The following is a 23,474-nucleotide window of genomic DNA, read 5'->3' on the forward strand; positions in this document are numbered from 1 at the left end:
AACAACGGTGGGTGTCTGCGTTATAATCATCTGGGCAGGAGCGTTTGAAGCTTAAAACAACGGTGGGTGTCTGCGTTTTAAAATAGCGCAGGAGCATTTGAGGTTTAAAACAACGGTGGGTGTCTACGTTATAAACTGGCACAGGAGCATTTGAGGTTTAAAACAACGGTGGGTGTCTACGTTATAAACTGGCGCAGGAGTGTTTGAGGTTTAAAACAACGGTGGGTGTCTACGTTATAATCTGGCGCAGGAGCGTTTGAAGCTTAAAACAACGGTGGGTGTCTACGTTATAATCTGGCGCAGGAGTGTTTGAGGTTTAAAACAACGGTGGGTGTCTACGTTATAATCTGAGGTTTAAAACAACGGTGGGTGTCTACGTTATAATCCGTTATAATCATCTGGCGCAGGAGCGTTTGAAGCTTAAAACAACGGTGGGTGTCTGCGTTATAAAAAGCGCATTTATATTGGTAAATACGCTCTCTAGGTCATTATGACGACAGTGTAGTGGACAAGGTAAACCCTATCATTAAGCCGTTTAAAAAGATTTTAATTGGCAATTTCTAACAGTAAACTTGTGTCCGTATTGCGCATTTTTATCAGGCGTACTGACTAAAATATCAAATTCGCCTATTGATAAAACGCGTTCTTTATCTGTTTTGATGCACTGTGAAAATTTAAATAGTTCGACATTGTGTACAAATATAGCGATGAGATGATTAAAGGTGAAATCATAATCAAGCTCTTCGTCATCGTCGACCTCTTTATCTGTCTCATTTGTCGCTTTTCCATCTGTAATACCAGTAATATTATCTTCGACGAGTGTCGCCGCTAGGATTTCTTCCGCTATTTCCTGTTCCTTACTTTTGGATAAATCAGCCTCTGTACTGCTATCACCAGCAACATTATTGTCATCGACTCTGTTATTATAAGGCGAACTTTTGCCGATATCTTTTACGGTTTGTTGCATGTTTGCGGAGTCAAATTCACCGCTGTAAAATTCAATGGCTGAAGTTAAAGTCGTAAGCATGGCTGGAATTAGAAATAATTTAAGTAAAGCTAATGACAAACTACTTTTTGGGGCCTTAGATTGAAACAACTTATCAAGCCTAATTATTTTGAGAAATATTCTTAATAAAATAAGTGATTGCAAAAAAATCACATAAAGGACCATAACCGTTGCACTTAGTGTCAACATCCATATTGGCGCCATAAGTAGGGTTGCAAATCCAATAGAATAAAACAGCGGGGAAGGATCAATACCAATCACTTCATTCACTTTTTGTGCAGCAAATGCCACCGCAAAATTTGCAACGATTGCATAACTGATAATGATAATGAATCGGCCTAACAAATTGTTCCAGGCGGCAACAAATTTAGGCCATACCTCCATTGCTATACCGATAATTGCGACAAAGCCAATAGTTGAAAATGCAATGAGATCATCAGTTGCAAAAAACAAAAGTTGCAGGAGAAATGCAAATAGATAGATTTTTTGAGGTTGACTCAAATTGTCAAAAAACTTTGCTTTTAAGGAGTCGAATACTTCCATCATGTTTAAATTCCTAACTTTTTTTTACAGCATAACAATGTTTTGGTCGCCACCTAAAACATTTTGTTATAATTTAGTATATTGTCAGTATTAAAGAAAAAAGCAGGCTTAATGTCATCATTAAATTTGAGGTTAAGGCGACAAGGATTTTAAATGTTCAAAAACCGAATTATATTGTTAATTAACTTTTTATTGTTGATGTTTATTGTAGCGAGTGGGCAGGGTATTGCAGACCCTATGTCTAAATTGGACTGGAAAATATTTAAAACTGAACATTTTCGGATTCATTACACTGCCGAATATGAGGAGTGGTCTATAGCAGCTGCACATGAAATGGAAGCGTCGCGAACCGTATTATTACAGCAGCAAAAAAGATCCCTTCCAGAAGTCGTCAATGTGGTTGTTTTTGACCCTTTAAATGACTCGAATGGCTTTGCAATTCCATATAGTAATAAGCCTTTTATGGCGTTATTTGCAACAGCACCACAATCTGACTCTCAGATTTCTAATTCTTCAAGTTGGCCACAACTTTTATCACTTCATGAATATGCACATTTGTTGCACCTCGCACAACCAAGTCGTAACACATGGACCAACTTTGTGGCGTCTATTTATGATATTTATGATGTAACAAACGGAATTACCGAACGATGGGTCGCGGAAGGTTATGCGACCCTGCTGGAGTCAAAACTTACAGGTCGTGGCCGATTGTACGATGTGCAAGTTGAAATGATGTTACAGCAATTTGCACGTGAAGGTGGCTGGCCGACTTATAATGAACTTAGCAGTACAAGCGGTCGATATCGGATCGGTAATATGGCTTACTTAGTCGGTGGTAGATTTTTAGCTTGGATTGAAGCCAACTACAGTGAGAAAAAATTAGACGCTGTTTGGACACGGATGAAAGGCGCCAAAAAACGAAACTTTGAAAAAGCCTTTGTCGGCGTTTTTAATCAACCCGCTCAGCTTCTATATCAACGTTTTGTTGCCGAATTTACGCAAAAAGTGATGAATCTTGAAAACAAAGACATCATGGATAAATACAGTCTTTGGTTAGATGGTGATTTTGAATTAGCAGAACCAACATTAAGCCCAAATAGTGAACTTTTAGCTGTTGTCGAGAAGTCAAAGGGACCAAACGCTAAAGTCAATCTAGTGGTTTATGAAACCAAAGAAAATATCAAAGCGAAAGAAAAGTTTGAAAAAGCACAAAAAGATTTAATTGAAGCCGATCCAATAGACATTGCTGATACGCCGCCAGTTATTTTTAAACGTAAGAAAAAATTTAACCTTGCGCAGCGTAATTTTAATGGTATTCGCCACCCACGTTGGATGGGAGACGATGCGTTGCTGTTTGTTTCCAGTACAACGGACAGTAATAATTTTAAACACCAAGATTTATTTAAGTGGAAATTATCCACCGGCAATGTAACGCAACTGACTGATGGACTAAATGTCAGACGATTTGATGTCGACATTGCTAGTGGTCGTGTTTATGCCGAATTAAATAAGTTCGGCTATTCTTCGTTGGTGCAGTTTAATATTACCAATTTAAGTGGCACGGTTCAGGCTAATGAAATTGAAACCGCGTCATTACAATACGGGTATGACTTCCCACGAGTGAACCCGACAAACAATAGCCAGCTGGCCTACCTTGAACACAATATAAATCAACCATGGCGAATTAAAATAAGAAATTTGACGACCCAAGAAACAAGTTATGTAGCGTTGCCACACGAATACCAGTTCTTATCGTTTTTAAATTGGTCTCGAGATGGTAAGGCGCTTTATTATGTTGCAGGTAAGGGCGAAGCATTAAAAATGTATCGTTACGAGTTTGAAGATCAAAAATTATTTGCATTAACACAGGGCCATGTCCCGGTTGCCTGGCCGATGGAGTTACCAAATAAGCTTGGCACTACGATTTTATTTTCTTCATATCGTTCAACAGGTCCAAATTTGTATTCGTTTCAAACGTCTAAAGGAAATTGGCATCGCGTATTTGGGATTTCAGACCAACAAAATTGGGAATACCTAGAATCTATTAGCCCATACCCAATTAAAATGCCTGCAGCCTCCTTTAATCAGGACGATTCAATAGGAGAACATTTAGATTACAATTCTTCGGAAGGGCTATGGCGTCAAGATAAAACACTTACGGTAGGCGGGCAATTTAATAGTGCCTCCACTAATTTGTTGGAAATTGGCGTTAAAGGCAGTGACTTGTTACAAATTTTGAACTGGCAACTTAATGCGAGTTTAGATTCCTTAAGTAATACTGCTGCGGGAGTAAGTGGTTACCTTAATTTTCGAAAATATCCGATAAATCTGACAGCAGATTTTCATTATTTTAATTTAGACTTTAACGAACAAGGCCATAGTGTCAGAGGCGACAAAACGACGTTTGCAGGTGTCGGATTTAGCGCAGATTACCCTTATCGTTTATTTGAAACTTATAGTGGTGAATTTAATGCGAGTTACGATCACAATGAGTATGAGCCAGATGGTTATGCTGTGGTCTCTGATAAGTCAATGTCGTTTGGTCATAAACAGCAGTTCTGGTTTGACCGACAATCATGGGGCGTTGTGCAGTCGTCTAGTATAAATTGGCTAAGTGGTGAAACTGAACGAGATTTAGTGGCCGGCGTAGATGACTGGACAGGCACAGATTTACAATTGTCGCTTGGTGCTCACTATCAAGGTATCTTGTTTACCACTGACTATTTAAGCGCAGAGCGAAAAGATAGTAGTTATGATTTGTTGTCCATCGGTGGTATGCCATCGACGCTAATTGCAGAAGACATGTTTAGCCATTGGCAGTTTGCACCAGAGTTGCCATTTGGTTATGACACTGGTGACAAATTTGAGCGGATAACATTTGCGTTGTCTAGCCGTACCGGCGGAAGTCAATTTTATTACTCAGAACTAGTAGTCGATAGCTATGTCATAATGGAAATTGTCGGATTACGAAGCAAAGAAAAAATCAATATGTATGGAACAGGCCTGAGTGACTTGGTTTTTGACTATGGTTTAGCAACATTGATCTCACCCGAAGACGAATATTCGGTACAAGGGTGGTTTGGATTAAGGTATCAGTACTAGTTGAAATTTAGCGAGAAAAAACGATAATGCGCATTATTAAAAATTGGAGAAGTAAGTAGAGTTATGGCTCAGATGTCACTGCAAGAACAGCTATTAAAAGCGGGTTTAACGAACGAAAAGAAAGCGAAGAAGGCGAAAAAAGCCAGTAAAAAGAATCGTGATCTTAAACGTGACATTAAAGCAGCAACTGATTCTAAAAGAACAGAACAGTTAGAGCGTGATAAACAGCTAAACAAGCAGATCCAAGAAGAAGCTAAAAAGAAAGCGATTCAGGCCCAAATTGTACAGCTAATTGAAATGAATCAATTAAACTTGCACGGTGGCAGTTTAGCTTATAACTTTACAGACGGCAGCGCAGTTCGCAAACTTAATGTTGATGACAAAGTTCAACGTCAATTAGCCAACGGTCTGCTGTCAATTGTTCGATTAGCAGACGACTATGCTGTTGTGCCTTCTGTGGTAGCTGAAAAGATTGCTCAACGAGATGACTCGATACTTGTATCACAAAATACCGTTGAAGAAGTTGATGAAGATGATCCATACAAAGACTATGTGATCCCAGACGACTTAATGTGGTAAGCGTTTGAGTTATATTGCTCAGATAAATACGTAATAAAAAGCCTAGAATGAATCTAGGCTTTTTTGTGATTGCTTATTTTTTAAATAACCGTCCATACAACCGCCCATACAACCTTACATACAATATGGACGGTCTTAGCGATTAACCAGCCATGTCTTCGAGCTCAAGCCCTTTTGTTTCATACACATAGTAAATAACAAAAAATACTGACAGGATTGCGCAAATCGTATAGAAGCCATAAGCGCCCGCAAGTCCGATAGAACCTAGTAACATAGTAAATGTCATAGTAATAATAAAGTTAGAGCCCCATTGTGCAACGCCACTTACCGCTAAACCAGAACCGCGGATTTGATTCGGGAACATTTCCCCTAACATGACCCACATCACCGGTCCCCAAGACATATTAAAGAAGAAAACATAAGCATTTGCTGAAACAAGCGCTAATGTACCCCAGTCGCCCAGAATTAAGTCACCATTTGAAGCTGTATCGGCATTTGTAAATGCAATAACTAACATACCTAAGGTGACAGACATTCCAATTGAACCCCACTTAAGTAGCGGTTTACGGCCGATTCTGTCGATAACTGAAATAGTAATTACTAAAGCTGTGACACTAACTGCACCGCTAATAATATTAATTAATAACGCCTCGGACTCCGCAAATCCTGCGGCCTGCCATAATACCGCACCATAATAAAATACCACGTTAATGCCTACCATTTGTTGGAATACAGCTAAGCCGATCCCAATCCAAACAATTTTACGAATTTTTTGGGTTTTCTTATCAAGGAGATCAGCGAGTTGAGGTTTGTGATCAGCATCTAAAGAGGCTTCAATTTCTGATAGTTTTTTGGTGCCGACGTCAACGCCATAAAGTTTACACAATACCTGTTTTGCCAGATCCGTTTGTCCATTAGCCACTAAAAATCGAGGGCTTTCAGGGATAAAGAACAACATAACGAAAAATAGGACCGCTGGGATCAGTTCAATCCAGAACATCCAACGCCATGCTTCAAAGCCTAGCCATAGAATCTCGGTAGATAAACCTGCTTGTTGAGCAAGTAAGTAGTTACTTACAAATGCCATGAACAGGCCTAGTATTATTGCAACTTGTTGAATGGTGGTGAGTCTGCCGCGGTATTCCGCTGGCGCAATTTCACTAATATACGCTGGAGCCATTACCGATGCGGCGCCAACAGCGAGACCTCCGAGGATGCGATAGACAATAAACTCGACAGAGCTAGTTGCAATACCAGAACCCCAGGCGCTAATGATGAAAAACACAGCTGCGACGAGTAGTAGAGCACGACGACCAAATTTGTCCGCTAATCTGCCAGCAAAAAATGCACCGATAGCACAACCTAACAGCATACTCGATACGTTAAAACCTGTGCCAATACTTTGTGAATTAAAGGCCTGTTGAAGACCGTCAACTGTGCCATTAATTACGCCACTGTCGAATCCAAATAAAAAACCGCCTATCGTGGCAACGACACTGATAAAGGCGATAAAGATATTATTGTTATTATTCATTTATTTTCCCGTTTGATTTTTGCCTCTTTTCTAAGCGTTATTTTATGTTTATGCAATGCAGTATTTTTGCTTTAGCTTTACTAAATTTATTAGCGTTATCAACGAGGCACAAATAGGTGTATGAAAGTTGGCCTATTGTCGCGCTTCGTGTTTTGGATGAGAGCAGACATAAGTTGGCGGCAACCCTAACGTCTTTAATGTTGATAATGTGTGAGGCTGAAGCGTTTTATGCATGAACCTTAATAATAGACTCCAATTGAACTAATGATATTAGTCTAAAAATTCAGTTCTACATTTGGGGCAATGTCCGATATAATTCACATCACTTTTTACCACCCATATTTTAGCTAAAAAACATGTATCAGGTTATAAAATCTAAGTTTAACGCGTTAAAAAATAATAAAATTTTTGAGCTTGTTGTTGTCGCAGTTATTATCCTTTCGGCACTCGAAATAGGCGCAAAGACCTTTCAATTGCCAGAAAGTGCCATTTCAATTACTTATATTCTAGATACTTTTATTACCGTCTTTTTCTTAGTTGAATTAACCATTCGATTTATCGCAGATGATGATAAAAAGCAGTTCTTCAAGAAGGGCTGGAATATATTTGATTCTTTGGTTGTTGCAATAAGTCTGATCCCAATTGATGACTCTGAAATGGCACTGTTAGCTCGTCTGGTCCGAGTGTTTCGGGTACTTAGAATGGTTTCAGTTGTCCCCGAACTTCGCGTATTAATTAACTCGTTAATCAAAGCATTGCCGCAGTTGGGCTATGTTGTCTTGCTGATGTTTATCATTTTTTATATTTACGCAGCAATTGGTAGTTTTGTTTTTAATTCCATAAATCCAAAGCTTTGGGGAGACATTGCTATTTCGATGTTAACTCTGTTCCGCATCATGACCTTTGAAGATTGGACCGACATCCAGTATGAGACGATGGAAGTGTACCCAATGTCCTGGATCTTTTACCTAACATTTATCTTTTTTACCGCCTTTGCATTTTTAAATATGGTTATTGGCATCGTGGTGAGCGTCATGGAAAAGGAGCAAGCGCTATTGTATGTTAGCAATGAGCCTTCTATGACTGAATTGCAAACAGAGATCAAAGAGCTCAAAGCTTTGGTTAATCAACTTGTCACTAATCAAAATAAGTTGTAATTGAATATGTTGGCTGTCGGCCAACGTATTTTATTGGTTTGAATGAGTTGCCCATGATTTGTTTAGAAAATATTAATTTTTTCGGCAATATTTTGATTATTTATACTACACTCAAAATAATCACCATTTAGATTTCTTTTTTTGTGAAAATAGTCTAGCTGTCATATTTGCATCACTGTGCTTTATTACACTATTTTAAGGTCATGGGCTGTAGCTTTTTAACCGAGGTTCTAATGCCACCATAGATGGCTTGGCCAGTAATTTGGTGGACAATATACACTTTGTAGCAAGACAGCACGCTTGATTTATCCCTTTTAAACAACGTGGTTGGATTGTTAAACAGGCTACGGTGTGTGTATTATCTAAACGGTTTAGTAAGAATGTTTTAATCGAAACGCAACTATCAAGGTTAACTTTTAAGGTAAAACTGTATCGTGGACAATCCTCAAATTGAAACTAGCGAAGGTGGTTTATGCTGATTAGACGCCTAGTAGTTGTTTTTGTTATTTTCTTGTTGCCTCTCGCGAGTCAAGCTCGTAGCGAAATTTTGCCTTACCCAGATGTTTTGGATGAGTTAAATTATCTACTGACCAACAAAGATTACGAATCAGCCTATCAAACGGCCGAGCTCTTCGCATTTGATTATGGTGGCGAAGCTGATTTTGATCTGTTACTTGGGTTTGCAGCGTATGGCAGTCAGCGTTTTCAAGAAGCGGTATTTGCTTTTGAACGTGTATCGGTTTTAAGGCCCAAGGTGTTTATAGGACGCTTTTTCTTAGCTCAAAGTTACAATAAACTGGGAAATTACGCCGCCGCTCTAGCGGAGCTAGAAAAGCTAAAAAAATTGACATTAACTGCAGAACAACAAAACAAAATTTCAAGTTTATCCTCAACCATTAATCGCAACGCTTTAAGTCGAAAAACCGTGTGGTACCACATTGTCGGTGCGAATTTATCGTTAGACAGTAATATCAATAGCGGTACTGACCAAGATAGTATTTTGATTCCAGACTTAGGTGAAATCGTATTATTTGAATCTGCAAAAGCGACCTCAGATACAGGCTATAACCTGTCATACATGGGGGGGTATCAGCATCCAATTGATCAAAATCAGGCTATAAAAATCGATGTTGCTGCGAGCCATTATGGTTTTGTGGAAAACAATCAGTTTCAACGTCAACAATTAGCATTAAATATTGCATTAGTTCAGGACTGGTCATTTGGCCAAGTATCTTACTCTGGGTATACACGACCACTATGGTTAGAACAGGATGTTAAAACAGACACAATAGATGATTTAACGTCGGAACCTAAACGCGAAGTGAGTTTGTATCGAGTTGAAACAGGGGCGGGTATTGGATTTAAACAAAAAGTAAATAAACAAGTTAATTACAGATTTGGCGCAAATGTGTCATTTGTGGCTAATCAAATTAGCCCGGAACTCGATTTTTCTCGAATTAAGTTGGCAGCCGGTGTTCAATATAAAAGTAAAATGTTGCACACATTAAACCTGCATTATACCAATGACAGCGCCTCCGACAGCGATTATGGCTACAATGACAAGTCCACAATTGGTCTTATTTATCAAATTACATTGCCCGTTATGGATAAAGTCATGAGCAGCAGCTATGTCATGTATGAGTCTCATAGTTACGATTTACAACATCCAATCTTCAAAGCGGTTCGTAGCGAATCTATTATTGCTGCGTCATCACAGCTAAATTACCAATATTCTGAGCATCAACAATTTAAATTGCAGTTAAATATTCAACAAAAAGACAGCAATGTAGAGCTATTTAATTTTAACCGTGTCGAGACCGTAATGGGTTGGCAATATGTGTTTTAGGAGCCGATATGTTAATTAGGAAACTGACAGTAATTGCATTATTTATGGGATGCGGCGTGGCGCATGCAGCGGATATCGCGGGTAAGACTATGTTGGTGGTTGGTGCCGTAAACGCCAGCGACATTAAAACCAATGTAAAGCGTAAATTAAAACGTCGCACAGCTGTTTTCGGACAGGACCTCATCACGACGGGCGATAAAGCAAAAGCTCAATTACGAATGTCTGATGGTGGACTTATAGCGTTAAAAGCGAATAGTGAATTAAAAATAGCCGATTACCAGTATTCTGACGAGTCAGGTAAAGGTTCTGTCGTCATGGAATTGGTTAAAGGGGGCCTGCGCTCGGTTACGGGAAATATTAAGGCGCAAAATGGCGATTATCGATTAAAAACTCCCGTGGGCAGTATTGGGATCCGTGGTACTCATTACGAAGTAGAACTTGTCGCAAAAGAAATGTTTATCGCGGTATGGGATGGGGCTGTAGACGTTTCAATCGGTGTTGGTGATGAGCCTGGTCGACAAGTTTCATTTGGCGCAGGAGAGGCATTCTCTTATGCCTCAATAAGCAGTACGGGTAAAGTGACCATGTTACTTGAACCCCCAAAGAATTTTAATTCAGGTATGTCAACAACGGCAGGTACAGCAGAAGAAAGTTCTGAAGAGGCTGAAAACTCGGAAGAAGTCACTAGTAACGATGAACCGTCAGATAATAGTGAAGAAGAGACCACTGAAGTTGCGCAAACAAGCAATAGTCAAAGCTCAGATGCAGCGGTACCCGAAGCTAACGACATTGGCCAAGATACAGAAATGACAGCAGGTGATGGACAATTTACTGAAATTGCGGTGGATTTAGCCGAAGATGGCTCATATCTCGCAACCGATGAATTTAATACTGCTCAACCAAAAACCGCAGAGCAGCTATTGCCTGACCGAAGTGGAAAATTAACCTATAACAACGCTGAGCTTTTAGATGGCAACTCAACGGCGGGCGGCTTAAAAAACTTCCAGATGTCGATGGACATTGATTTTGACACGCTAGGCGTTACCGCGGGTAATTTAACTTTAGATGATAACGAAGGAGAATGGCGAGCAACGTTCTCTGGAAACATTTCTACGTCTGGTCAAATTGCTTTAGATATAAGTCATGCTTCCCATGGTAACAACTTGGCTGATGGTGAAATAGATACCGCATTTTATGACGGTTTAGACTCAATAATTGGTAATTTTGAGTTAGAAGAAGTTTTACGCCCTAACATCAATACAACGGGTAGTTTTATTATTAAGTAACGGATATGTGGTGGCAGTAATGATTAGCGCAATGACAAAAATAAAGATCGCTTGTAGCTTAGCTGTCAGCCTAGTGCTGTTCGGTTGTGGTGGATCGGACGAAAGTGCGGCAAAAAAAGCACCACTTGATGCGCAAGAACAATTGCAACCAGGGTCGCAAGATGAAGTGCAATTGCAAGCCCGTGATATTAAGCTCGTTCCGTTTTCATATAGCCCTAAAGTTCAAGGGGCATCGTTATCTAGTTCGCAAATTATTGAAGTTGGCCAACTTAATGCTGTTGGTGGCTTTGTTTATCCGCAACCAAATAGTCAATTTGACAGCAATTTAACCTTAGCAATTGATGTTTCTGATGCCCAAGGTATTAGCGCTATATTTCTTGGAAATAACCATACTGAACTTGCCATGGCAGTCTGTGATCTTAACTGTGGTGCAGAATTCAAAGCAACTATCAGTGGTATTAATCCAACCGTTTTAGGCTGGTTGCCAGGGCAAAATACGCTTGAACTATGGGTTGTAGATGGCAATGAAGAACAACAAAGAGTCGCGACATTGGTGTTATTTTGGCAACCGAAAACGATTACTAATGTGGTTGCTGAAATTTCTGAGTCGAGCTCGGAGCTAAATATTTCATGGTCCACTTCAGACGAATTTCTTTGGTATAACGTTTATGTAGCAAATGAGCCCGGTATTACAGGCAGTAATATAGCCTCATTAAATGGCGGAATATCAGAGTTAGGGATCAGAGAAAATTCAGTAAGCTTGTCACAAAAATCCATTGAGCAAGATTATTATTTGGTTGTATCAGGGGTTGATGGTACCGGCGAGAGTGCTTTTAGTTCGGAAATTATTTTAGTAGACGGTTTGGATTTCACTCCGCCAACGGCCAATAACGATGAGTTTACAGTTGTAGAAGATGGGACACTAAGCGGTAACTTAATTGCTAATGACACGGCCACTGGCACCAATACCATTTCTATAGTAACGACTCCAATATCAGAAGCCGCCAATGGTCAACTTGACATACATGCTAACGGCACGTTTGATTATATTCCTAATGTTGACTTTTTTGGTACAGACCAATTTAGTTATCAAATTACAAGTTCTAATAGCCTAACTGCAATCGGATTAGTGCAGATTAATGTGACTGGTATTAATGACCTTCCTGTTTCAAATGTTGACGGTTTCGTTATTACTGGAGACACTTTAACGGTTGCCAGTCCCGGACTGCTCGAAAATGATTTTGATGTAGAAAGTGACGACCTAGCCGTAAATTTACCGCTTGTTACTGCACCTTTGTTTGGGACAATTTCTGTAAATACAGACGGTGGTTTTTTATATACCCCCAATGACAGCTTTACGACGTTTGATCAATTTTCTTACCAAGCGTCTGATGGCAACGATTTAAGTGCTGAAACACTTGTTACTATTCAATCACCAGACTTTAATGGTTATCCCCCATTTGCGATTGCAGATTCCTATCAAGTCGATGAGGACGCGCTACTAACGATAACAACTGCAAACGGGGTATTAGCGAATGATTCGGATAATGATAATGACCTGTCTGAACTTATTTTATCGGTAGTAACAACGACAATGCACGGCGAATTAGTATTGGCCACAGATGGTTCATTTTCTTATCAACCAATCGATAATTTCACTGGGTTAGACAGTTTTAGTTATCAATTAACCGACCCGGAAGGCAATCAAACGGTGGCGGTCGCACAAATAGACGTGCAACCTAAAAACGATCCACCAGTGGCGAATAATGATGTTTATGTGGTGTCAAATGCGGCAGTAGCAACAATTCCAAGCGCTCTAGGGATTTTGACTAATGACACTGATATCGATGGTGATACAGTTATTATCGATGTTGCAAGCGTGACAACGGCTGGTTCGGGCACGGTGGTAGTCAATGCTAACGGTAGTTTTGTCTATACACCACAGGCCGGATTTATTGGTGTTGATTCATTCAGTTACCGAGTAACAGATGGGAATTTGGTTAGCAGTATTGCAACGGTCCAGTTAAACGTTGTTGCGGCCCACGCAACAACGGACGACTTAACGCCAATTGTAGTTGATCTCGAGCAGATCCTCGGAGATTTACCATCCAATGTTGAAATATCATCTGCATCAGCTTCCGTCGGTAATGTCGTACTTAGCGATGGCGAAATCACGTTTACACCTGCGATAGGGCAAGGCGGTATTTCAATTATCACATTGGAAATATTGGTCGACTCGGAAGTGAATAACTATCAGCTAGTGGTATTGATAACGACGAACAATACAGGTCCGATAATCACATCGGCCGCGTCGGTAGTCATTGCGGAAAATCTAGACGCAGGTTCAGAAATATTCACGGTCACGGCAACTGATTCTGAGCAAGATCCATTAACGTTCGTTATAGATGATGTCACCAATTCGTTTGAAATTGACGAACTTACAGGTGTCATTTCCGTTAAAAACAACGCTTTAATAGATTTTGAGACGGTTGATAAATTTGAATTTACGATTTCGGTATTTGATGTTTTTGATGCGGTTGCGACGCTACCATTTACAATAAATTTATCAAATGTTGATGAAGCCCCCATGCTGACCTCTGCAACTGATTTTGAGCTATTGGAAAACACCACAGAGGGGACATTAGTTTATCAAGCGACAGGCATTGACCCTGAAGCCCAAACAGTCTTGTATTCGTTAAATAGTTCTAGCAACGGATTGTATATCAATGCCGATGGTGAGGTCCGTGTGGGTACGGACGCAGTACTTGATTTTGAGACTACACCGAATATTGAGCTTGAACTTGTTTTATCAGACGGGAATTTGTCGCAAACATATGTTATCGATGTTCGGGTTCTTAACGTAAATGAACCGCCAGTGTTTAGTTCCGCCAGTCAATTTAGCCTAAACGAAAATACCCCAAATCAAAGCGAGGCAGGTTACACCGCAACCATTTTAGCTGACCCTGAAGGGAATGCAGTCCAATGGACAATTAGCGAAGACGAACTTCAAATATTTACCATCGACAATGCAACAGGGGTACTTTTTGTCGAGAATAATACTGCACTGGATTTTGAAACGACAGAAATGTACGACATTGTTATTAGGGCAACAGAAACCAATGGCTCGCCGACGAATCTGTCTACAAACCTAACGGTGACGGTAAATATATTGGATGTTGTTGACGATCTTGATACCGACGAAGATGGCCTGACGGACGATCAGGAAGCGATATTGGGGACAGATATAAATAACCCAGATTCGGACGATGATGGATTAATAGATGGACTCGAAGTTGAGATGGGGACCGATCCATTAGATGAAGATAGTGACGACGATTTAATACTAGATGGCGACGAAGTTGCAGCTGATACAGACCCTTTAAACTCAGACACAACAAGACCAATTGTTATCAACGTAACCCCCACCGATCTACAGACAAATGTTTGTACCAATCAGGGCATTACGATTCGTTTTAATGAGCCTATTCGTGCATCAAGTGTAAATGACTCGAGTCTAAGTCTACTGCAGGAAAATGTCGGAGCCATTACCGGCACGGTAACCGCCGTGCTAAATAGCGCCGAGGTATTTTTCCGAGCAACCGATTCGTTAGCAACAGACAGCAATTTTACAATTACGATTTCGGGTGTAAAAGACAGCGCTGGGAACACAATGTCAGGTTCGTTTAGTTCGACATTTTCAACAGGGACATGTGTTGAATCTGACAAACCGGAAGTCTTAAAAGTAAGTCCATGGGACAACTCGGTGAATATTCCTCGAAATACCCAAATCGCTGTCGCTATAAATGAAACTATAGACCCAACAACACTGACCTCTAACAACTTTGTGGTACAAGACCGGCTAACTGGGGAAGACATATCCGGTCAATTAAGTTTATCTGATGATAATACGATTATCCGTTTTGTCGCGGACCAGCTGTTTAAAGCTAGCCGCGAGTATAACGTATATATATATGCTGGAATTACCGATATATACGGCAATCAGTTGAATGGCTATCAATTTGATTTTAAAACGAACTTTTCAGAGGACTTAGTGCCGCCAGTGGTTCAAAGAACAAGCTCAGCAGAGGGGGATGTAGACTTACCAATCAATAGCCATTTTGCCGTATTGTTTGATTCGCCTATCGACGCCTTGCAGCTCAGTGGTTTAGAGTTATTTGATGTCGACGGTCAAAAAGTAGATGCAACAGTTAGTGTTGAGGCGGACCGTTCTCGAATAATTTTGCAACCAACGGTCGAATTAGACGCGGGTTCAGATTATCAATTTATGATCGCTGGCGTGAGTGATTTAGCTGGAAATACATTAACCGAAGCACTTTCGTTAAATTTCACAACTGGGCAATTACTCGATACGGAATTTGGTAGCATCGTTAATTGGAGTATCCCGAATAACTATGCTACGGATTTGCCACTCAATCCTGTCATTGAAGTGACACTATCAAAGCCTGTTGACCCAACAACTGTGGTTTCTGCAGGATTTTATTTGTATGACAACAATGTAAGTGAACTTGTTGCTACCAGCCAATCTATTAGCGATGACTTAACAACAATTCGTCTCGAGCCAAGCAGTTTATTGACGCCAGAACACTCTTATACAATCAATGTCGGCCGGGTCACTCCTATTACTGATATTGCAGGAAATACAGTTGTAAATAGTGCAACGCGGAACTTTACAACAGGCTTAGATGAACTTGCGACAACCCCTCAATTAATGACAACAAATGTTGTTAATGGCTCTTTAACGATGCCAATCAATCCACAATTTATATTTGAATTTGACCGAAAAATCTCTGAAACGTGTGCGTTAGATCAAGCTGCGACGTTAACAACTGGGCAAGAAACGGTAGCGATTTCAGTTACTTTAGGCGGTAGTGGGGACCAGATCACCATAGAAAGTGATGAACAGCTCTTACCAAGTACAAGTTACCAGTTGGAACTAAACCAAATATGCGACTACGCCGGTAACGTATTAGAGAAACAAACAATTAGCTTTACCACGTCGAGTAACTCAAGTCCGGATACAACGGGTCCTAGTTTGGTTAGCATCTCACCTTTACATCAAGCGGTAGATGTTCCAAAAGATACTTCAATTGTTTTAGAGTTTGATGAAGACGTTTCTTTGATGGCAAGGCCTAAAATAGAGCTCGAAATATCAGGAACTGATCTAGAAGTGCCGGGGAGCTATGAAATTGTTGGTAATGTAATTACTTTTACACCTAGTGAGCCACTGTTGGGGTCAAATAGATACCGAATAGAAATCTATAATAATGTTCCAGACCTTGCTGGCAATACAACGTATGGTGGAACACAATATTTCAATACAGTGTCTGAAATAGATACGACCCCTCCGGAGGTGACATTAGTTTCTCCTGAAAATGGTGCAATAGGGGTCTCACCAGATAGTACAGAGATTGTTTTATCGTTCAGCGAGCCGATCACTCAAAATACCTTAAATAGCAGCAACATTGTCTTGTATGCAGCAGGCGAAATTGTATCGCCAAGCGTATATCGTGGCGTAAATGGTAAAGAAGTTACATTAATAGCAAGCTTACCAGCCGATTCCATTGTCAGCATAATTGTATCTAGTAACGTGGTTGATCTCAGTGGCAATCCATTAAATCACTTCGTCAGTTCGTTCACGACAGGTGCCGAAAGCAATAATTACTCTCGACCTTCACTAATTCAAGAGAGTCCAGAAAATGGTGTTTCTGAAGTGACGGAACGAAATAACATTTATTTCCATTTTAATCAGCCGCTTGACCCTAGTACCTTAGCTGAAGGTGTTAAAGTTGTTGAGAATGGCCAACCAATTGATGTTGAGGTGTCTCTTTTAAATGATGGTAAAACAATTCATGTTTATTATGCTGACGGGTTTGCCTATGGCGCTGAAATAACCAGCTTCTTAGATGATTCGATAAGAGATCTTTCTGGTAATCGAATTTACTCAGCCAGTGCTTATTTTACGTTAGCGTATTTAGACGGTCGAGTTGGTTATAGCCCTTATGTAATAGGTTATACACCGCAGAGCAGTTACGAAGGCGTGCCATTGAATAGCTCCTTTATGGTCAAGTTTAATGAGCCAATGGATCAATCCACCTTTAATGAACAAACCGTTAACTTGCAAGCCGTTGGTGGTGAATTTAGCTCAGATTGGGAATCAATAAGCTATCATCTTGATTGGGACGAAACAGGCAAGCTCTTAACCATTATTCCGTCAGCGTTACTTGAGGTCGGTAGATCATATTATTTATCTATCGAATCTAGTGTTTTAGACACGGATGGCGACTCATTAAATTTCAGTTTTTCTAATTACATCTATACCGACAGTGACTCTATAGTTGATGATAGACAACCAATGATTACGGCATTTAGCCCAGCAGAAGGCACGGTTGGCATAGGTACAAATGCAACGTTTACTGTTGAATTTGACGAATACATTAATAGTTTGAGGTTTAATCGCTTGGGTCAGGCGAATATTCAGTTTGATGCAGACAATAAGCAATTACGATATAGTTACTACCAGCCATTACCTGCTTTGACAGAACATACAGAGACAATATCGGAAGTTTACGATCTAGTCGGTAACAAAGTCGTTAGTGCGTCGACGACGTTTACCACAGCCGGTGGACCTGACATTGCGGCACCAACAATAGTGGATTCTACGTTTTTTGATTATGACGTCGTCCAACGCGATGCAATATTGTCGGTTACATTTAATGAACCAATCGATCCGTTAAGTGTGCATTCAGGTTCGGTCTATTTGTATGATGGCTCCACAGGCAAAAATATTGCAGCGAGCGTTGAACTCTCCGCTGATGGCCGAAAAATCACATTAATTCCAACGGCCTTATTGCCCGTTTATCGTCGATTATATTTCTATATTTATGGCGTGCGCGACCTAAGTCATAACGTGTTTAGTTATACTTACTATCGAGTCGATACCGACCGGAATGTCACAGAACAACCGCTGGCGATTACCGCAACGACAGTAGAAGATAACGCGACTTCGGTACCGAGAAATGTAAAATTAAATGCTCGTTTTAATCAATCAATCACAACAGATTATGAACAGCATATTAGCTTGCAAGATGATCAAGGTAACCCTGTCGATTTTGAACTTGAACTGAGCAGAGAACGTAGATTACTTACGTTGACCCCAAAAATGTTACTCAAATCGAATAGCCAGTACACCTGGTCAATAGGTTTGGTTGAAAATAGCAGTGGCGGTACTTTAAGCACACCGATGACGACACATTTTACTACAAGTGCGTTAACGGACATCGAAGGCGGCAGTATTGCAATATGGGGTGCACCGACCCATGGAGCAGAAAACGCACCTAGAAATCCCAAACTATCTGTGACGTTTGATGAACCTATCGACCCTGCAACTGTCGATGAAGAAACTTTCTATTTGTACGACAATACCACGGGTATTGATGTCGAGGGTGATTGGCAAATATCTAATGATAAAAAAACCATTACTTTTATTCCTAGTGAGGCATTAAGGGCTGGTGTTCGTCATTACTTCTACCTTGGGTATTCGCCTTATATAAAAGATTTAGCCGGAAATAGGGTAAGCAATAGCAATTATCGCTACTTTACTACCGCCTATGAAACGGATGATGTTGCGCCAAATGTGTTATCGACAAATATCACCACAAACGCAACAAATATGCCTATTAACGGTGCCGTAGAGCTTACGTTTGACGAAAGACTAAACCGTGGTTGTCTACTCGACGAAGGCATTAAAGTTGAAGCAAATGGTATTGCGATTGATATCGATTTGGCGTTAAGTTCAGATGATAAAACACTTAGTATCACACCTGTCGAAAACTTTTCTGCAGCGACAAATTATGTCCTGACAATGTCAGATATTTGTGATTACGCAGGTAATACAAATGACTCTTATCAACTTGAATTTTCAACGCTTAGTAACACGGAAGTAGACAATGACGCACCGGGGCTAGTATCAATTTCACCTGACCATCAGGCAACGGAAATCACAACGTCGCTCTCTACTATAACAATGGAATTTGATGAGGATATTGACCAACGCACCGCACCCGAAGTGCGTGGGGCCGGAATTACCGTCCCAGGATCGTATCAGGTAACTGGTAATACAGTCGTCTTTACGCCTTCAGTTAATTTAGTTGGAAATACAACGTATACCATTTATTTGTATAGTACGGTTGCTGATTTAGCTGGGAATACACGGAGCCTTGGTACTCGACAATTTGTCACTGCGGAATCGGTTGAAAATACGTCACCGACCATAGTGGCAATTTCGCCAGCGGATCTCAGTATTGATACAAATTCAGATACAGACATTGTTCTAACATTTAGCGAACCTATGGATGCCTCGCAATTAACTTCATCTAATATCGCGGTATTTAGTGGTTCAGAAACGCTCACGACGTCAATAAGTCGCTCAGTGGACGGGCAGTTTGTCACGATTAGTGCAAATCTACCTGAAAACAGCCTAATTTCTGTTGTCGCTAATGACAAGATCGTGGATTTATCAGGTAACGCATTAGTGCCGTTTGTGAGTTCTTTTACAACAGGACTTGATCCAACAGGTAATGTTCGTCCCAGAGTTTTGCAACAAGTACCGAGTTATAACGATGATACTTCGTATGATATTGACACGATAACTCTTTATTTGTCGAAACCAATATCTGCGGCAAATTTAGCGGATGGCGTAACTGTATTGGAAGATGGTGAGTTAGTGGAAGTTGACGTCAGTTTATCTTCATCTGGCTCTACACTGACATTGACGAAAGCTGGTGGACTTACTCCTGGTGCACGTATTGAGGTCTATGTGGATGGCCTAACCGATCTAGTTGGTAATCGGATTTATTCCTACGACAGTAATTTTGAAATGGCTGAAATTTCTGAGCAAATAGGTATCGCTCCTGCATTGACATCGACTTATCCACAGGGTGGCACTCATTTGCCTTTGAATTTGACCATTATGGCGCAATTTTCAGAGCCATTGGATGAATCTACTGTGACATCTGAAAACGTCAAATTGTATACAAACAACCTTGAAGCAGAACTTCATCCCGCGACAGTGCAACTTGATCCTACTGGCACAATTATTTCTGTCAATCCTGATGAGCCTCTCGAGGTCAATAATAGTTACTATGTGCAGTTTACATCGGACATTATTGATACCGACGGAGACATAAAATATGGTAATCATTACATTTCATTTACAACGGATGATTTGTCGATTGTGGATGATGTTGGCCCTACTATAGTTGCAATGAATCCGCCAAATGGCGCTGAGAATATAGGGGTGAACGCGCTATTTTCGGTTAGATATGACGAAAGCATCAATCCAATATCATTTGTTGCGAATAACCCATCGGCAACAAATGTAATGTTTGATGAAGAAGACAAAGTCATTACTTATCGCCACCAACAAAGCCTTGCGACAAGCAGCGAAATTACGGAAGTGGTTAGTGGTGTCACTGACGGTGCAGGTAATGTGGCTGTATCCGCCCAAACAGTATTTAATACTGGCGATAGCGCAGATGTTACGGCACCGACGGTTGTAGATGTCTCAATATCAAATAATCAAATTAATATACCGATTAATGCGGTAACTCAATGGCATTTTTCTGAGCCGATTGATCCAACAAGTTTATCTAATGAAGGCATTTATTATTGGAATTCAAGTGACTTGAGGATTGCCTCTACATGGGAGTTGTCGTCAGATGGCACCATACTTACAGTTACACCTGCTTCTGCGTTAGTCGCCGATACGTTGCATTATACTTATGCAACTGGCTTGCGTGATTTGAGTGGCAATCCAGCAGGGCACGAATATCGATACTTTACGACAAATAGCGATATCGATGTGACATCCCCAACGTTGCTCTCAATTAATGTAGATAATGAGCAAACTGGTCTGCCATTGAACCTTAAACTGCGAGTTCGAATCGACGAAGCAATTTCAAGTTTTGACTCAAATATCGCAAATTTGATGGATAGTGAGGGCCTGAATATTCCATTAGCTATGAACCTAACTCGTGAGCGAACACTGATAACCTTCACACCAAAACGGCTTTTAGATCCGGACGAAACATATACATTTACGATCTCTGGGCTCTATGATTTAAGTCGTAATGCTATGCAGGAGTCAATGACAGTAACCTTTACAACAGGTAATAAAGTCGATACTGCCAAATCGGAAGTTAGCGCATGGAGTATTCCTATTAATTACAGTGTTGACATACCACTAAATCCATTGTTGCAAGTGACGTTTGACGAACCTGTTGATGTTACAACAATAGATACGGATACGTTTTATCTATTAGACTTTAGCGCACAGGAAAAAGTTGCTTCTACGTGGGAGTTAAGCAATAACGGGCAGACATTAACGTTATTGCCTGATTCGGTATTGGTAGCAAATTCTCGCTATGACTTTTATGTTGGTTACTCTCCCTATCTATTAGATAACGCAGGGAATATTTTGGCTCAGTCGCAACGACGTGTGTTCACTACAGCTGATGCTTTAGATGCGACAGCTCCTATTTTAGTGGCGACAAATTTACCTGATGGATATACAGATATGCCCTTAAATGGCCAGGTCGTTTTAGAATTTGACGTTGCCCTGAGCGATTCTTGTCCTATTGAAACAGGTGTGACTTTAAGTACCGATGATAGTTCAGTCGATATCTATGTCTCATTGTCGTCGGACAGAAAAATCGTGACGATTGAAGGCCAGGAAAACTTATCGGCTGATACAACTTATTATGTTTCGGTTAATGCGTTTTGTGACTATGCTGGTAACCAGTACGCAGCAAGCAATGTACTGACATTTACGACATCGCTTTCTGAGTCAAACGATACAACGGGTCCATCTCTGGTCAGTCTTGACCCAGCAAGTAATGCAACAGATGTTGATGTTAATACAACAATAACCATCGTTTTTGATGAGGTCATTGATGGTCGCTCGTTACCTGAAATCAAGCAAGGTACCGATGTTATAGAAGGTGAATATGAGGTAGTAGGTGACACAATAATATTTACCCCAAATTCGGCACTGTTAGGATCAACAACGTATCGAATTAGCATTTTATCAAGCGTTAGGGATATGGCGGGCAATACCAAGAATTTAGGTACACATACTTTCTCAACGGGTTCAAACTAAGGTCATTGACAATGAAAAAGAATAAAATTGTGTTAATTGGCGCGTTTATTGTTGCCTTCTGTGTCGCGATATTTGTCATTTTTAGTCATCATCTGGAGCAAAATGTTTCACCAGAAGCGGAACTTAAAAAAACAACTCAATTAACGAAGCCGACGAGCTTGCAACAAGTGAAATTAGCGCAGAGCCAAGCAAGAGCGATGGCGAAAGTAGCTCAGGTTCGTCAAGCCGAGCAATCACAAGATGTGACCTTGACCGTTTCAGATAAAGCAAATTTAGAGGAACTGGCAACGAATAAACGTATTGAAATTGAGCAAGCAACGCTTGATTACAATGATGAATCGTTAGATGAAGATGAACGGAAGTTAATTAAACTGCAGATCCAAAACTTAATGAATGAATATAATCAATTGATATTACCATTGGCAATATCAAAGATGTCTCAGACATCAAATTCGGGCTAACGACAGTTGCTGTGCCGCGGTTTGCTAAAGACATTAATTAACTCACATAGAATTGGGTAAGACGTTTCTAATATATTTGTATTAACCTTTTATTCCTCAATGACTAAATCAATGCTTTTTGACGCAATGGCATTTTGTAATTGTTGCAAGCCTTCACTTGGAATAAGCCCTGTCATTGTTACAGACTCAGCATATTCAACATCTAAAATAGTGCCATTCAGTAAATCAAGTTGGTGGCGAACCCATTGTTCTTGAGCAAAATCAAACTTCGCCGTAAAACTATCTACAGGGACAATTGGCGCTAATTCCGCCTCACTAAACGCTTGTTCAACAGATTGCGAATATGCTCTTACAAGCCCTCCGGCCCCAAGTTTAATACCACCAAAATAACGAATGACAATTGCCATAATATTATTGACAGGTTTATGTTGTAAAACATTGAGAATGGGCTTTCCAGCGGTACCAGAAGGTTCTCCATCATCGGACATCGCGGCGGTTTGAGATTGTGCGTTGGCGCCCATGACATACGCCCAACAATGGTGTCGCGCGTCAGGGTAAGTTTGCTTGGCGATAGCAAGAAACGCCATGGCATCTTCACGAGAATCCACTGTTTTGAGCCAGCAAATGAATTGGCTTTTTTTTATTTCTAATGTTTTATGTACTTCATTGATGATTGCAAATTGTGTCATTGGTATTTTTGCCTTGATGTACATCGTTTTATGTGGAATGCTAGGTTTATCGTTGATTTTACCGCACTATTACGACTTATTTGTGTGGAAATTTG

General features: G+C 40.4%; 10 protein-coding genes. 7 read left to right on the plus strand and 3 right to left on the minus strand.

Annotated features, from left to right (window positions below; all coding sequences use genetic code 11):
* Positions 1–535: 535 nt before the first annotated feature.
* A complete protein-coding gene (locus Q4575_RS10000; protein WP_303522750.1) occupies positions 536–1,552 on the minus strand; it encodes a hypothetical protein in 1,017 nt (338 codons plus the stop codon).
* A gap of 150 nt (positions 1,553–1,702) precedes the next feature.
* Here Q4575_RS10000 and Q4575_RS10005 point away from each other — a divergent pair, with 150 nt between their 5' ends.
* Both Q4575_RS10005 and Q4575_RS10010 read left to right on the plus strand, forming a co-directional pair.
* On the plus strand, positions 1,703–4,651 hold the full coding sequence (locus Q4575_RS10005) for a hypothetical protein (protein ID WP_303522752.1): 2,949 nt from the start codon (positions 1,703–1,705) through the stop codon (positions 4,649–4,651).
* 63 nt (positions 4,652–4,714) lie between these two features.
* The gene (locus tag Q4575_RS10010; RefSeq protein WP_215963769.1) at positions 4,715–5,230 is read left to right on the plus strand and encodes a DUF2058 domain-containing protein; all 516 of its coding nucleotides are present in this window, start codon (positions 4,715–4,717) and stop codon (positions 5,228–5,230) included.
* 142 nt (positions 5,231–5,372) lie between these two features.
* On the opposite strand, the gene Q4575_RS10015 is transcribed toward Q4575_RS10010, so the two are convergent.
* Positions 5,373–6,764, minus strand: coding sequence for a sugar porter family MFS transporter (locus tag Q4575_RS10015; RefSeq protein ID WP_303522755.1), 1,392 nt, complete (start codon positions 6,762–6,764; stop codon positions 5,373–5,375).
* Between the two features lie 356 nt (positions 6,765–7,120).
* Between Q4575_RS10015 and Q4575_RS10020 the strand changes: the two genes are divergently transcribed.
* The 5 genes from Q4575_RS10020 (at position 7,121) to Q4575_RS10040 (ending at position 22,690) form a co-directional block, all read left to right on the plus strand.
* Positions 7,121–7,921 carry an ion transporter gene (locus Q4575_RS10020; protein ID WP_272180212.1) on the plus strand — a complete coding sequence of 267 codons (801 nt, stop codon included), beginning with the start codon at positions 7,121–7,123 and terminating at the stop codon, positions 7,919–7,921.
* Positions 7,922–8,393: 472 nt separating this feature from the next.
* Complete coding sequence (locus Q4575_RS10025; RefSeq protein WP_303522759.1) at positions 8,394–9,767, plus strand: lipopolysaccharide assembly protein LapB; 1,374 nt, start codon at positions 8,394–8,396, stop codon at positions 9,765–9,767.
* An 8-nt stretch (positions 9,768–9,775) separates the two neighbouring features.
* Positions 9,776–11,053, plus strand: coding sequence for a FecR family protein (locus tag Q4575_RS10030; RefSeq protein ID WP_303522763.1), 1,278 nt, complete (start codon positions 9,776–9,778; stop codon positions 11,051–11,053).
* 31 nt (positions 11,054–11,084) lie between these two features.
* Positions 11,085–22,229 carry an Ig-like domain-containing protein gene (locus tag Q4575_RS10035; RefSeq protein WP_303522765.1) on the plus strand — a complete coding sequence of 3,715 codons (11,145 nt, stop codon included), beginning with the start codon at positions 11,085–11,087 and terminating at the stop codon, positions 22,227–22,229.
* Between the two features lie 11 nt (positions 22,230–22,240).
* A complete protein-coding gene (locus Q4575_RS10040) occupies positions 22,241–22,690 on the plus strand; it encodes a hypothetical protein (protein WP_303522767.1) in 450 nt (149 codons plus the stop codon).
* An 89-nt stretch (positions 22,691–22,779) separates the two neighbouring features.
* Here Q4575_RS10040 and Q4575_RS10045 read toward each other — a convergent pair whose 3' ends face one another.
* Positions 22,780–23,379: a YigZ family protein gene (locus tag Q4575_RS10045; RefSeq protein WP_303522769.1), complete on the minus strand. Its 600-nt coding sequence runs from the start codon at positions 23,377–23,379 to the stop codon at positions 22,780–22,782.
* Positions 23,380–23,474: the final 95 nt, after the last annotated feature.

It is taken from the genome of Psychrosphaera sp. 1_MG-2023 (assembly GCF_030548245.1).
GTDB classification, from domain to species: domain Bacteria; phylum Pseudomonadota; class Gammaproteobacteria; order Enterobacterales; family Alteromonadaceae; genus Psychrosphaera; species Psychrosphaera algicola.